Genomic DNA, 14,307 nt, shown 5'->3' with positions numbered 1-14,307 from the left:
GAGATGATGTTTGATTGTCTTCTATATAGTAACGGTAGCAACGATAAGAATAGCTTTGTGAAGTATCTATGTGGACCATTCCTAACCAAATTACCTTATTTCGAATTGTATTAATTCCTGTATTTATCATTGTTTTCTATTTACCTGTCTCATGGAATCATTTCGGTGCGTTTGCCATTTTCTGGTTAGCAGCGGTTAGTGATGCATTAGATGGCTACCTAGCTAGAAAGCTTAATCAATCTTCGGCATTTGGTGCCTTTATTGATCCTGTCGCCGATAAACTTATGGTTGCTTCAGCGCTGATTATGATTGCTGAAGATTATGCCGTGTGGTGGATCTCGGTTCCGGCGATGATAATGATCGCCCGCGAAATTTTTATTAGTGCCTTACGAGAACTGATGTCATCTAAAGGCAAGCGCGACACCGTAGCGGTGTCAACATTAGGTAAATATAAAACGGCTGCACAAATGCTCGGGATCATGGGGTTAATTTGGCAACCAGATTACGATATTCCGTTGATTGTGTTTAATTTCCCACATGAAATTTTAATGGGTGCTGCTTATTTGTTCTATTTCATTGCGACTGTCTTAACGGTCTCAACTATGGTGAGTTATTTCAAAGCTGCATGGCCTGATTTAAAAGCTGAATAAATGCTTGTTTTTGTCGCGAAAAAGCTAAAAAAACATCACATTAAACGCTTTTTAATCACTTGAAATATTTTTGATATTTAATTGTTGACTCCCATTAATATCAATGTAGAATGCACCACCAGTTGACAGGGAGTCAGCGTCAGGAAGCGGCTGTAGCTCAGTTGGTAGAGCACCACCTTGCCAAGGTGGATGTCACGAGTTCGAGCCTCGTCAGCCGCTCCAATTTCTCTTTCTTTTAAGAGGTAACTTCAAGGAATACTACCCAGTCGTAGTGATATGGCGGGTTGGCAGAGTGGCTATGCAGCGGATTGCAAATCCGTGGACCTCGGTTCGACTCCGGGACCCGCCTCCATGATGCCCGGGTGGTGGAATTGGTAGACACAAGGGATTTAAAATCCCTCGCTTGTAAGAGCGTGCCGGTTCAAGTCCGGCCCTGGGTACCATTTCACTTCGAACGGTGTTGTATAAAGAAGTTGTCATAGAGAAATAGGTGCGTTAGAATGCGCGCCGCAATTTACGAAGCGGCTGTAGCTCAGTTGGTAGAGCACCACCTTGCCAAGGTGGATGTCACGAGTTCGAGCCTCGTCAGCCGCTCCAAATTTTACTACTCAGTTCAAGATGAATGAGTGGCATTACTTAAACAGTAAGCAGTGCCCGGGTGGTGGAATTGGTAGACACAAGGGATTTAAAATCCCTCGCTTGTAAGAGCGTGCCGGTTCAAGTCCGGCCCTGGGTACCATTTCATCTGAATCGGATAGTAAACACATGAAGCGGCTGTAGCTCAGTTGGTAGAGCACCACCTTGCCAAGGTGGATGTCACGAGTTCGAGCCTCGTCAGCCGCTCCAATTCCTCTTAGGAAACAAAGTCTTTGCTAATTTAGCATTAGTGAAGCATCTCAAGTTTTGAGATTTGCTTGTCTTGCTTTTTATAAGAAACACGGGATAAGTACGAAGCGGCTGTAGCTCAGTTGGTAGAGCACCACCTTGCCAAGGTGGATGTCACGAGTTCGAGCCTCGTCAGCCGCTCCAAATTTTACTGCTCATTCTAGATGAATAGTGGCATTAACAATTAACTAGTTGTTAACACAGTGCCCGGGTGGTGGAATTGGTAGACACAAGGGATTTAAAATCCCTCGCTTGTAAGAGCGTGCCGGTTCAAGTCCGGCCCTGGGTACCATTTCATCTGAATCGAATAGTAAATACACGAAGCGGCTGTAGCTCAGTTGGTAGAGCACCACCTTGCCAAGGTGGATGTCACGAGTTCGAGCCTCGTCAGCCGCTCCAAATTTTAAATCTCAGGTTTCTATATATCCTAGGTTAAAATACACTTTGTTATGCCAACGATAACAAAGACAGAATAGTCGACTAGACTATTTGACAAGAAGCGGCTGTAGCTCAGTTGGTAGAGCACCACCTTGCCAAGGTGGATGTCACGAGTTCGAGCCTCGTCAGCCGCTCCAATTTCTCAAAGAGAAGCTAAAATACTACCCCCGAGTCGTAGTGATATGGCGGGTTGGCAGAGTGGCTATGCAGCGGATTGCAAATCCGTGGACCTCGGTTCGACTCCGGGACCCGCCTCCATAATGCCCGGGTGGTGGAATTGGTAGACACAAGGGATTTAAAATCCCTCGCTTGTAAGAGCGTGCCGGTTCAAGTCCGGCCCTGGGTACCATTTCACTATGATAAGTGGATAGTTAAAAGTTTTTCTTCATATTGCGGCTGTAGCTCAGTTGGTAGAGCACCACCTTGCCAAGGTGGATGTCACGAGTTCGAGCCTCGTCAGCCGCTCCAAATTTCCAATAAACTCTTATAAAAATACACAGACAATATTCACTATATAATTCTCTGTATTCATTTCTTATCTTAATTTTTTCAAGTATTGCGTTAAAAACCGTTGTTACCAGTTTGTCCTCGCTACGGCTACATTCATCGAATAATTCACACTTGTTAAGCCCTGAATCTATAGCGCCTTCGAAAGCTCATTTGAGAAGTTATTCTATTGGTTAACCCTTAACGGTTAATATGTAATCCATATTTAACAAAGTGTTAACAAGTGTGAAAAAAAGTTACCATAATTCCGCAATTGTTTATAAATTGCTATTCACTTTTATGTAGTTTGAATGCAATATGTAGCTAATATGTAATTTTACGTTAGTACTTTTTCAAGCGCCTATAAAAGGCGCGCAGTCGAATGAGTCGATTGGTTGTTAGAAAAGAATAAGTGCTGGAAGCATTAAACAGGTTTAGTTTTTGAAAAAGCTGGCAGTAAAACTTTTTAATACTTTTATGACAACGCTGATAATGATCAGCATTATGTCTTATGTGTTATTTGTGTCTAGTTTATCAAAAGAACTAGAGCAACCGAACAAGTTCCCAAGTATTGAACTCAAACAACAAAGCGTACAACCGCTTTCTACCTTAGAACAAGTCTACACAGATGCCTTGTTACTCAGTAATATCACCAAAATAGATAATACTTTGGCGATCAGGTTTACTGATGAAACAGGGCAACGAAAAACGATCGCCTTAAGGCCTGTACTGTTTAAAACTTTTGTTGATATTGTTCTGCCGCTAACTGCCTTGATCGCTGTCGCTGCCATCATGTTTATGATGTCAGGGAAATATCATCGCGCTCGCCTAAATGTCAAAATGGCTGCTTTAGTTAGTAAAGCAGAGCAAACTGCAGATGTCTTTGGTAAGGAATTAAAACCTGACGAAGGCCAATCATCTCTTACTCGTATCAACATGGCCTTGGATGGCTTATCGTCTTTTGCAAACGAATATCACGCACGTTCAATTAATAATGCTCATCGCGATCGTTTAACTGGTTTAGTGAATCGTCATCGCTTTTTAGAACACATCACGGAAAGGTTGGGAGAGAACGGGCAGCAATCTAAGAAAAGCGGTTTATTGTTTATCGATTTAGACGGTTTCAAACAAGTTAATGACTCATTTGGTCACTCCTTCGGTGACGAAGTACTTATTCAAGTTGCGGAGCGTTTATTAACCATTGTACGCACTGAAAAGCTATCTTATGAATGTAACGATAATTCAGGTCTTGAATACAGCCTTGCCCGTTTAGGTGGTGATGAATTTACCTTATTTGTGGAAGATTTATCTGAGTCTTCACGAATGATTGAAATTGCCAAGAATGTACTAAAAGAAATAGAAAAAGACTTCGTGCTTGGTAATAAAGAAATCAAGATAAGTGCAAGCATTGGTATTGCTATCTATCCAGACAGTGCTAATTCTCCAGAAGCACTGGTTCAAATGGCAGATGTTGCTATGTATCGTGCGAAGAAGGAAGGGCGTGGTATTTATCGCATCTACTCTCCTGAAATGGGCAGTAACATGAGGCGATACCATTATTTACTGGAAGAAATGCGTGTTGCACTTGATACCAATAGTTTTACACTTTCGTTTCAACCGATAATTAATGTAGATGGCAGTGCCATTAGTTATTTTGAGGCATTAGTTCGTTGGCACCACCCAGCTGAAGGTAGTATTGCACCAAGCGAATTTATCCCAATTGCAGAAGACTCCAACTTAATCTTAAAACTAGGTGATTGGATATTAGATGAAGCCTGCCGACAAATGGCCGCATGGTATAATGCGGGTATGTCTAAAACTCGTATTTCGGTAAATTTATCGGGTGTGCAGCTTAAACATCGTTCTTTGTACCAATGGGTGATGGCGAGTTTGAATAAAATTGGCCTGCCACCAAGTTCGTTGATGCTTGAAATTACCGAATCCTCATTTATCGATTTATCTGATAATACTGTTGATGAGCTTAACAAGTTACGCAACGAGGGGATTATTATTGCGATAGATGATTTTGGCACAGGCTTTAGTTCATTATCGTTATTGGCTAATTTGCCAGTCGATGTGCTGAAAATAGATAAATTATTTGTTAGCCAAGCAACAAAAAATACTAAGTACAATAAAATTATCCAATCGATTGCCGATCTCTCTAAGCAACTAGATTTAAAAGTTGTTGCCGAAGGTATTGAGGATATCGAACAATTAGAACTGCTCAAATCTTTGGGTATTGTTTATATCCAAGGTTATTTGATTAGCCGCCCGCAAACATCAGCACATGTTGGTGATAAAGTGCTAAAACAAAGTGTTAGTCACCTTTCTATGACTGGTACTGGTGTCTGGCCACCACAAAAGTCACGCGTTGTGAGTTCTGCATTAGGTTAATTTATAACTTTCGATTTTATAAGTCTTATCTCTTCAAAACTCTTTAATGACCAAATGTTTTTGATGGTATCAGTTGCGTATTGATACCAAGGAAACTGATTTGGCTAGCACCTCAAAGTTTCAACTTTCATAAACTTACGATTGTAAAGTATCGTAAATCTAATTTTGTTCTCTACAGCTCACAATTACTATGACTGTCGTTAATCGACCATCATTTTGGCGAGTATTACAAAATTAGGAATAATGTGTGAAGAAATCGAGTTCTAAAGTTTGCTCAATTCCGACATATCGACCGACGGCACGCGTAATCACCAAAGTATCCAATAGTATTGTGTGCACTGGGCTGATATTACTTACAACAGGTTGTGCCTCTCAATCAGCGATATCAGAATTGGCGAAAAAGCCGCCATTACCAGAGCAGTGGCAAACGCAAATCGCTAAACCACAATTAGCTATACATAGAACAACGGAACCAGCATCAGATAGTCAGTTAGCAGTGGGTGAGCTAACCTCAAATCAAGGTGTGGTGGGTGAATGGCAGTTAGTTGTTAATAGTGAATTACTCAATAAACTTATTAGCACTGGCTTAGCTAATAACTATCAGCTAAACGCTAGCTACCAAAATTTGTTAATCACTAAAGAACAGTTAAATATTGCAGACGCGAGCGATTTTCCGGAACTATCACTTGCCATCAATCAAAGCCGACGAAAATCGGTTAGTGCTGAGCAAGCAAGTTTTTCCAATAGCGCCGACTTAAGTTTACAGCTAAGTTACGAACTAGACATTTGGGGCAAATTGTCAGCGGAGCAGCGGCAAGCGCAGCTTGAGTATTCAGCGGCAAAACTCGATCTTAACCAAAGACAAAATGACCTTATCTCGCAAATCGTATCTTCATGGTATGCCTTGGCACAAGCCCAAACGCTGGTTAACTTGTACCAAGATCGTGCGGCTAACTTATTCAATAACCTCGATATTATCAATGCCTCTTATAAACTTGGTTTAACTGATGCGCTTGATGTTTACCTTGCACAAAATGAAGTTAACAGTGAGCAAGCGCGCGTTGATGCTCAGCAACAAGTGGTATTGGAGCGTCAACGGGAACTGGAACTATTAGTTGCTAATTACCCTAAAGGGCATTTGGTTAAAAATACACGCTTCGAATTGCCAACATTTGCCAAACAGTCGTTGAGTGAATTACCTGCTAGTGTGTTAACTAATAACTTTGAGTTGCAATCAAGCTGGTTGTCTTTGCTCGCTGCCGATGCAGGTGTTGCCGTTGCCCATAAGCAGCGTTTTCCATCACTTAGATTGACGGCATCAGGCGGAGATAGTAGTGACGAGCTGGGAAATCTACTTTCAGGAAACCCGCTCGCTTGGTCAATCAGTGGTGCAATCACAGCTCCTTTGTTTAATGCGGGTCGACTTAAATCGCTTGAACAACAAGCACGTTTGCAAGTTAAAGCGCAAGAGCAAGCCTATTTAGACCAGGTGTACAGTAAGTTGGCTGATATCGAAAACCAAATTAGCAACCATACAGCATTAACCAAGCAACTTAACCATATTCAGCAAGCGAAGGATAATGCTATTGCAGCGGAAGACTTGTCTTTTAATCAGTATTTAAAAGGCTTGGTGAATTACACAACGGTGCTTGAAGCTCAGCGCAGAGCATTTGACGCACAAACCAACTTGGTAGAAATCACCCATCAAATTATTCAAAACCGCATTGCTATGCTAACCAGTATTGGCGGTAAAAACATAGGCGCTATGCTTGCTGACGGTAACTTATCTAAAAATAATGACGGTGCGATAGCATTGGCATCGAGCACGCAAGCAGAAACTCAGCAAGTGACTTCAGACTCTAACCGTGTAGAAAAACATCATGACGTTCAATAAAAAGCTAACCCGATTTGGTGTGCCAATCCTTGTATTGGCAACCTTTATTATTGCGGCTAATTTTGTGGCAAGTAATCCGCCGCAAGCTAAACGCGGTAAACCGAGTGCTGCGCCACAACTTAACGTTGCCGTGCAAACCATTAACAATGAAAAACTAACGTTAAAAATTAGCAGTTACGGCACGGTACAGCCAAGAACACAAAGCATATTAATGCCGCAAGTTGCAGGCGAGATCACTGCAATTAGCGACAACTTTCGTGAAGGTGGTTTTTTTGAACAAGGTGAAGTGCTGGTTAAGTTAGACGATAGAGATTACCTTGCAGATATTAATATCGCCAAAGCCAATTTATACAGTGCTAAGCAAGCGTTAACAGAAGAATTAGCGCGTGCAGAGCAAGCAAAACAGGATTGGCAGCGGTTGGGTAACAGCGAGCAAGCCTCGGAGTTAGTATTGCGAAAGCCACAGTTACTTGCAGCCGAAGCTGCTGTGTATTCGGCAGAGGCGCAACTAGCAAAGGCACAATTGTCACTAGAACGCACTGAAATTAAAGCACCCTATACGGGACGAATTCTCAATAAAGCTGCAGATCTCGGGCAAGTTGTGTCAGCTAATACCCAGCTTGCCGAAATATTCGCAGTTGATTATGTCGAAGTTCGATTGCCAATTAAAAACAATGATCTGCCCTATATGAACCTGCCAGAGCGCACTCGCTTTGATAACGAAGTAAAAGTCCAACTGCCGAGTGTCACTATATATTCAGAACTCGTGAATGAACAGCAGTGGCAAGGACGAGTGATTAGAACTGAAGGCGCGTTTGATCAAAATTCGCAACAACTCTTTGTTGTTGCGCAAATTGATGACCCTTACGGCGTGGCCTCTACCAATGGTTTACCGCTTAAAATTGGCCAGTACGTACGTGCCGACATCGAAGGTAAATCGCTGAGCAAGGTTATTAAAATCCCAAATAAAGCCATTTATCAGGGCAGCTATGTGTTTGTGGTTAAAGACGGTTTGTTAAAAAGGCAGGCAATCAATATTGCATGGCAAAACAAAGAGTTTGCGCTGTTAGAACAAGGATATACGAAAGGGGAACAAGGATATACGCAAGAGGAACAAGGGCTTACGGAAGGCGATTTATTAGTATTAACGCCTTTAGGGCAGGTGAATTCAGGAACACCTGTTGCTGTAGTGGCTAAAGATGGTCGTAACCTTAACCTAAAACAAAGCCAAAACAACAACCAAGTAACAAGCGCCTCTAATCAAACAACTAGCCAAGCTGCTCGTCAGACGAAACAGCATCGAGGAAAAAAACCGAGCGCGGATCAAGTTCAAGCGTCAAAAAAAGCGCTGATGAATAAGGAGGCAGCATTATGATCGCCTGGTTTGCTCGTAACCACGTCGCGGCAAATTTATTGATGATCACCATTTTAATGGTGGGCTTGATGTCAATGAATCTGCGTATTCCGCTCGAAGTCTTTCCGTCATTCGATTCTGATGTGGTCTCCGTCAATATCAGTTTACGCGGCGCGACGCCAGAGGATGTTGAGCTGGGTGTTGCTATTAAAGTGGAAGAGGCCGTACAAGATTTGGAAGGGATCAAAAAGATCACCAGTAGTTCGGTTGAAGGCGCAGCGACAATTAATATTGAAGCTGAATCTGGCTATGATGCCCGTGAATTATTGGCTGATATTAAAAGTCGAGTTGATGCGGTAAATACCTTTCCGGCTGACGCGGAAAAGCCTGTAATTGCGCTTCGTCAACGTCAGCGTGAAGTTATTGCCGTCACCATAGCCTCAAACTATAGCGAAAAAGAGCTTAGAGAGTTTGCGGAAAAAGTGCGTGATGATCTACTTAGGCTGCCTGAAGTAACCCAGCTTTCACTTGACGCTGTGCGAAACTATGAAATCGGCATTCATTTATCACAAGACAAGCTACGCGAGTTTAATTTATCGCTTAATGCTGTAGCGAGTGCTATCAGTAATAGCTCTGTTGATTTATCTGCCGGTAACATTAAAACCGAAGGTGGCGATGTACTGGTGCGCAGTAAAGGCCAAGCTTATCGGCAAGATGAATTTGAAAGTATTGTGGTAAAAACAAATCCTGATGGCACGATTGTTAAGCTGGGTGATATCGCCAACGTCAATGATGGTTTTGAAGAAACACCGATGAGAGCGCGTTTTAACGGCCAGCAAGCGGCATTAATTGAGGTTTATCGAATTGGTCAGCAAAATGCGATTGAAGTCGCTGATGCGGTCAAAGATTACATTGAGCAGCAGCAAGATAGCTTGCCTGCTGGCTTTACCCTAAGCTATTGGGATGATGACTCAGAAATTGTTAAAAGCCGCTTAAACACGTTAATTAGCAATGCCTTGCAGGGCGGCTTCTTGGTATTACTGTTATTAACCTTGTTCTTGCGTCCAAGCATTGCTTTTTGGGTATTTATTGGCATTCCCGTCAGCTTTATGGGCGCCTTTGTATTTATGCCAATTTTTGATATTTCGCTCAATATCATGAGCCTATTTGGCTTCATTTTAGTGTTGGGCATCGTTGTAGATGATGCCATTGTTACTGGTGAGAATATTTATCGTCATAGCCAGTTTGCTGAATCAGGCTTACAGGCAGCGATTAAAGGCACGGAAGAGGTGGCAACTCCAGTGACCTTTGGCATTTTAACCACAATCGCTGCATTTCTGCCACTGGCATTTATTGAAGGCACTCGTGGTGCCTTGTTTGCGCAAATTCCGATTGTGGTGATTCCTGTCTTACTATTTTCTCTGATTGAATCTAAATTCGTTTTACCGTCCCATTTACGCCATTTAAAACTGCGACATGAAAAAGAAAACACATCTAAATTACAGGCACTACAACAGAGATTCGCCGATGGTTTTGAGCAAGCCATTATTCAGTACTATCAGCCGATATTAGCGCTTGCCGTGCGCAACCGTTTAACCACCTTAATGAGCTTTATCGGCGTCTTTATTTTGATCTTGTCTTTTATCACCAGTGGCTGGACTAAGTTTACGTTTTTTCCACGTATTCCTAGCGAAACTGCACGTGCTAATTTAGTTATGCCGGTTGGCACCAGCTTTGACGTCATAGATGGCTATGTTGAGAAAATGGCTAATGCAGCCATTGAATTGCAAGAAAAGTATCGCGATGAAGAAGGGAATAGCGTGATCACCAATGTACTTGCCATTACTGGCGGTAATAATACTAATATTGGTCGTGTTCGATTTGAAATTTTGCCAGCAGATAAAAATGAATCAGGTGTTACTATTCGCCAACTCGTCAATGAATGGCGCGGGTTGATAGGCGCATTACCGGGTGCTGAAAGTTTAACTTTTAGGGCAGAAATCGGGCGCGGCGGTGATCCCATTGATGTTCAGCTATCTGCTACCGATCTCGGTTTGTTAAAAACAGTCGCTGAAGAAGTTAAAGGGCGCTTGGCAACTTATCCCACAGTGTTTGAAATTGCCGATAGCTTATCCAATGGTAAAGAAGAGATACAAATCGAATTAACGGAACAAGGTCACGCCATGGGTTTGTCGGTCAGCAGTGTCACTCAGCAAGTACGCAACGCCTTTTTTGGCGCGCAAATTCAACGTATTCAACGGGGTCGAGATGATGTGCGTGTGATGCTCCGTTTTCCACTCGCAGAGCGTTCAGCAATAGCAAATCTCGCCGATATGCAAATATCAACGCCACAAGGTGGCGATGTGCCGCTGTCTCACATTGCCACATTTAACACTGGTAAAAGTCCGTCAACTATTAGTCGCATTGATCGCTACCGAACCGTTAATGTTACGGCCGATGTAGAGAAAGAAAGCACTAACATGACGGTACTTAATGCAGATTTAAAACCTTTCTTGGATGAACTTGTTGTTAAGTACCCTGGGGTAAGCTATTCACTGGAAGGGGAAGCGCGTGAGCAACAAGACTCGTTTGGCAGCCTGTTTTATGGCTTAATTTTTGTGTTCTTTATTATCTATTGTTTGTTAGCGATTCCGTTTAAATCGTACTTGCAGCCAATTATTGTAATGTCTGTTATACCATTTGGCGCAATTGGTGCGGTAATTGGCCATTGGATCATGGGCATGAATTTAACCATTATGAGTCTGCTGGGATTAATGGCGCTCATTGGTGTAGTTGTTAATGACTCCTTGGTACTCGTTGATTTCGTCAATAAAAAACGGGCAGAAGGGGCGCAATTAATGGAGTCGGTGTTAATTGCTGGTGCTGCACGTTTTCGCCCAGTAATGCTTACATCACTAACCACCTTTATTGGCTTAATGCCGCTATTGTTTGAAAAAGCGACGCAAGCTCAACTCCTAATTCCAATGGCCGTGTCACTGGGGTTTGGGATTATATTTGCTACCTTGATCACCTTAGTTTTAGTACCCGTTAATTATTTGCTGGTGGAAGATCTAAAAAGCGCGTTAAAATTTAGTAAAGACGCTAGGCAGCTCTCCGCTGCCAATTAATCCGTCGTTGTGTTCAAAGGTAGTGGTTTGGCATCATTACCTTTAAATATTACGATGTAACAAGGATATAAAATGGAAAATACTGACTGGCAAGAAACCATTTTCTCTAAAATTATTCGCCAAGAGATCCCAACCGAATTACTTTATCAAGATGAGCTAGTTACAGCTTTTCGTGATATTTCACCACGGGCTAAATCACACATACTGATCATTCCCAATAAATTAATTCCAACGGTCAATGATGTCACTGAAAGTGATGAATTAGCACTTGGCCGCTTATTTACAGTGGCTAAGAAGCTGGCTGAGCAAGAAGGCATTGCTGAAGATGGCTATCGGCTGATCATGAATTGCAATAAACATGGCGGCCAAGAGGTTTATCATATTCATATGCATTTATTAGGCGGTCAACCCATGGGGCCTATGGTAAGTGTGTAGCTACCTGATTCCAACATCATTAAACTAACTATTCATTCGGCTAAAGGTTGATTGATTTTTACTTTGCAAAGAAGCGGCTGTAAAAAAAGATCAATAAAATGATGAGTATTTACGCATAAGCTATTTGAAATAGTTTGTATACTTTTCGTTAATACTTGATAATATGCCGCGAAAACCAAGGGGTGCGGGTATATGGAAGTTACTTTTAGTAATTTATACCTGCTGAGATTGCTGGCTTCTCACATTGTATTGTTTACATTGTGTTGAAAGTGCAGAACCCTTATTACCTGATCCGGTTAATACTGGCGTAGGGATGGTTAGCACATCATATCTGCATTCTCCGCCGCTTGGCTCCTAAGCATTATGCTGTCGCTCTAACGATATCTGCGTCTGTTTTGGTTTTTACTCAACTTCCTATAACAAAACGCCGATTTTAGAGAAATCGAACGAGAGTATAATGAAAACAAGACAATCAATTCTTGCCGCTGCTATTACCAGTGCCATTTTTTCTTCTGTTGTTTATGCCGAAAATAACGACGCGACTTCGCTAGAAGAAGTAGAGGTGATTACCGTTACTTCGGATTTTCGCGACACTAACTTACAAAAGATTCCTGCTTCATTAAGTGTGCTATCGGCACAAGACATTGCCAATTTAAACGCACAAAACTTAGAGGAAGTGATCTCTATCGCGCCTAATGTAAACTTTTCGGCAGGCACCCAGCGAGCGCGTTATTACCAAATTCGTGGCATTGGCGAACGCAGTCAATTCCGTGAGCCAATTAACCCATCGGTTGGTATTATCATTGATGATATCGACTTTACTGGCGTTGGCAGTATTGCTTCATTATTTGATGTTAACCAAACTGAAGTTTTTCGCGGGCCACAAGGAACACGCTTTGGTGCTAACGCGTTAGCAGGTTTAATCAACATCACCACAAATGCACCAAGTAATGATTTTGAAGGCGCAGCTAAGCTCACAGCGGGTAATTACGGTAGCTATGGTGCTGGTCTTGCTTTGTCTGGCCCTGCAACAGACAGCGTTAACTATCGCTTTGCATTAGAAAAATACCAAAGTGATGGCTTCATCGACAATATTCACCTAAACCGCGACGACACCAATGATCGCGATGAACTTACTGCGCGCGGTAAACTTGCCATTACACTTAGCGATGACCATCACCTCGATTTGGGCTTATATTACTTTGATTTTGACAATGGATATGATGCATTTTCCCTCGATAACAACCGTCAAACACGCTCAGATCAACCGGGTTTTGATCGCCAAGAAACTTATGCATTAAGTGCTAAATCTCATTATTCAGGTTTTGATTTTGGTGAGCTTGTTACCATAGTGACTCATGCAGACAGTGATATTGACTATGGTTATGACGAAGACTGGAGCTTTGTTGGCTTGCATCCATTCGAATACAGCTCAACTGACCATTATTTCCGTGAAAAATCGAGTTCAACACTTGAGTTAAGAGCCGTTTCAAATAACCAAAGTAAATTGTTCAATGGTACAACGGCATGGGTTGCTGGACTATACGCTAAAACAGAGTCTGAAGAGTTGCTGCGAGAATACACTTTTGCTGATGGCGACTTTGGGTCAAACTTCGATACCGATACGATTGCTGCTTATGTTCAGCTAGACAGCCAATTAACGGAAAAGCTGACGTTAACGTCAGGCTTACGTGTAGAAGAGCGCAGTGCCGATTACGATAACACCGATGGTTTAACATTTAGCCCAGACGATACTATGGTAGGTGGTAAATTAGTCTTGTCTTATCAGCAAACGGAGCAAGCATTAGTTTTTGCTTCAATCAACCGCGGTTATAAAGCCGGCGGCGTTAATACTGATGGTAGTTTGCCTGCTGACCTTCGAGAATTTGATCCAGAGTATTTATGGAACTACGAATTAGGTTACAAATACAGCTTTGACGACAACTCTGGCTATGTTCGCGTGACGGCGTTTTACATGGATCGCACTGATATGCAGGTCAATAGCAGTCGCACAGACGTTAGACCTGACGGTAGTGCAGAGTTCATTAGCTATTTAGGTAACGCTGCAGAAGGGAAAAACCAAGGGGTTGAACTTGATGCTAGCTGGCAACTAACTGAAAGTGCAGAAATTTATGGTGCATTTGGCTATTTAGACACTGAACTTCGCGATTTTGTCAATCAGGAAGGCGTTGATTTAACTGGCCGCGATCAAGCTCATGCACCGAATTACCAAGCGACATTGGGCGTAAATGCGTTTATTAATGATCAAGTGACATTTAACGTTAATATTATTGCCAAAGACGACTTTTATTTCTCAGACAGTCATAACGAGCAATCAGACGGTTATGAGACTCTTAATGCGTCCTTAACTTATGAGATGAGTGACTGGCAAGTCAAAGTATGGGCGCGTAATATCACAGATGAAGATTACAAAACTCGTGGCTTCTTCTTTGGTAATGATCCGCGCGACGGGTATCAAGCTAAGCAATATTACCAGCTAGGTGAGCCAAGAGTTTATGGCGTTACACTGGACTATCAGTTCTAGTAAGCTTTTTTGTAAATTAAGCAATAAATTAAGCAGTAAGCTACTTAACTAGCGAAGTAACCAGCAACGTAACAAGTAAAATGACCAGCGCATCAAAC

General features: G+C 42.3%; 7 protein-coding genes, 13 tRNA genes and 1 riboswitch. All 20 genes read left to right on the top strand.

Going from position 1 to position 14,307, the window contains the following annotated elements:
• The first annotated feature begins 68 nt into the window (after positions 1 to 68).
• Complete coding sequence (pgsA, locus tag DXX92_RS10065; protein WP_116000330.1) at positions 69 to 650, top strand: CDP-diacylglycerol--glycerol-3-phosphate 3-phosphatidyltransferase; 582 nt, start codon at positions 69 to 71, stop codon at positions 648 to 650.
• 146 nt (positions 651 to 796) lie between these two features.
• A tRNA-Gly gene (locus DXX92_RS10060) sits at positions 797 to 872 on the top strand.
• 56 nt (positions 873 to 928) lie between these two features.
• Positions 929 to 1,002 (top strand) — tRNA-Cys (locus DXX92_RS10055).
• 4 nt (positions 1,003 to 1,006) lie between these two features.
• Positions 1,007 to 1,093 (top strand) — tRNA-Leu (locus DXX92_RS10050).
• A gap of 78 nt (positions 1,094 to 1,171) precedes the next feature.
• A tRNA-Gly gene (locus DXX92_RS10045) sits at positions 1,172 to 1,247 on the top strand.
• A gap of 55 nt (positions 1,248 to 1,302) precedes the next feature.
• A tRNA-Leu gene (locus DXX92_RS10040) sits at positions 1,303 to 1,389 on the top strand.
• 31 nt (positions 1,390 to 1,420) lie between these two features.
• Positions 1,421 to 1,496, top strand: a tRNA-Gly gene (locus DXX92_RS10035).
• Between the two features lie 107 nt (positions 1,497 to 1,603).
• Positions 1,604 to 1,679 (top strand) — tRNA-Gly (locus DXX92_RS10030).
• A gap of 61 nt (positions 1,680 to 1,740) precedes the next feature.
• Positions 1,741 to 1,827: transfer RNA gene (locus DXX92_RS10025), tRNA-Leu, on the top strand.
• Between the two features lie 31 nt (positions 1,828 to 1,858).
• Positions 1,859 to 1,934, top strand: a tRNA-Gly gene (locus tag DXX92_RS10020).
• Between the two features lie 100 nt (positions 1,935 to 2,034).
• Positions 2,035 to 2,110 (top strand) — tRNA-Gly (locus tag DXX92_RS10015).
• A 47-nt stretch (positions 2,111 to 2,157) separates the two neighbouring features.
• Positions 2,158 to 2,231, top strand: a tRNA-Cys gene (locus DXX92_RS10010).
• Positions 2,232 to 2,235: 4 nt separating this feature from the next.
• A tRNA-Leu gene (locus DXX92_RS10005) sits at positions 2,236 to 2,322 on the top strand.
• A 43-nt stretch (positions 2,323 to 2,365) separates the two neighbouring features.
• Positions 2,366 to 2,441: transfer RNA gene (locus DXX92_RS10000), tRNA-Gly, on the top strand.
• Between the two features lie 540 nt (positions 2,442 to 2,981).
• Positions 2,982 to 4,853, top strand: a complete 1,872-nt coding sequence (locus DXX92_RS09995; protein ID WP_245961453.1) for a putative bifunctional diguanylate cyclase/phosphodiesterase — start codon at positions 2,982 to 2,984, stop codon at positions 4,851 to 4,853.
• Between the two features lie 247 nt (positions 4,854 to 5,100).
• A complete protein-coding gene (locus DXX92_RS09990; RefSeq protein WP_116000329.1) occupies positions 5,101 to 6,747 on the top strand; it encodes a TolC family protein in 1,647 nt (548 codons plus the stop codon).
• Positions 6,734 to 8,122, top strand: a complete 1,389-nt coding sequence (locus DXX92_RS09985; protein WP_116000328.1) for an efflux RND transporter periplasmic adaptor subunit — start codon at positions 6,734 to 6,736, stop codon at positions 8,120 to 8,122. The genes DXX92_RS09990 and DXX92_RS09985 overlap by 14 nt, the downstream gene beginning before the upstream one ends.
• A complete protein-coding gene (locus DXX92_RS09980; protein ID WP_116000327.1) occupies positions 8,119 to 11,229 on the top strand; it encodes an efflux RND transporter permease subunit in 3,111 nt (1,036 codons plus the stop codon). Before DXX92_RS09985 ends, DXX92_RS09980 begins: the two co-directional genes overlap by 4 nt.
• A 72-nt stretch (positions 11,230 to 11,301) precedes the next feature.
• A complete protein-coding gene (gene hinT, locus DXX92_RS09975) occupies positions 11,302 to 11,664 on the top strand; it encodes a purine nucleoside phosphoramidase (protein WP_116000326.1) in 363 nt (120 codons plus the stop codon).
• A 168-nt stretch (positions 11,665 to 11,832) separates the two neighbouring features.
• Positions 11,833 to 11,995: riboswitch (TPP riboswitch) on the top strand.
• Between the two features lie 126 nt (positions 11,996 to 12,121).
• Positions 12,122 to 14,209, top strand: a complete 2,088-nt coding sequence (locus DXX92_RS09970; RefSeq protein ID WP_116000325.1) for a TonB-dependent receptor — start codon at positions 12,122 to 12,124, stop codon at positions 14,207 to 14,209.
• Positions 14,210 to 14,307 lie beyond the last annotated feature (98 nt).

This window comes from Thalassotalea euphylliae (genome assembly GCF_003390395.1).
GTDB classification, from domain to species: domain Bacteria; phylum Pseudomonadota; class Gammaproteobacteria; order Enterobacterales; family Alteromonadaceae; genus Thalassotalea_F; species Thalassotalea_F euphylliae_C.
This window is presented reverse-complemented; position numbering and strand designations above follow the sequence as displayed.

Excerpts from the sequence above, each read along its gene's own strand:
- hinT (WP_116000326.1), top strand. The coding sequence starts at position 11,302 with ATGGAAAATACTGACTGGCAAGAAACCATTTTCTCTAAAATTATTCGC.
- DXX92_RS09970 (WP_116000325.1), top strand. The coding sequence starts at position 12,122 with ATGAAAACAAGACAATCAATTCTTGCCGCTGCTATTACCAGTGCCATT.
- pgsA (WP_116000330.1), top strand. The coding sequence starts at position 69 with ATGTGGACCATTCCTAACCAAATTACCTTATTTCGAATTGTATTAATT.
- DXX92_RS09980 (WP_116000327.1), top strand. The coding sequence starts at position 8,119 with ATGATCGCCTGGTTTGCTCGTAACCACGTCGCGGCAAATTTATTGATG.
- DXX92_RS09985 (WP_116000328.1), top strand. The coding sequence starts at position 6,734 with ATGACGTTCAATAAAAAGCTAACCCGATTTGGTGTGCCAATCCTTGTA.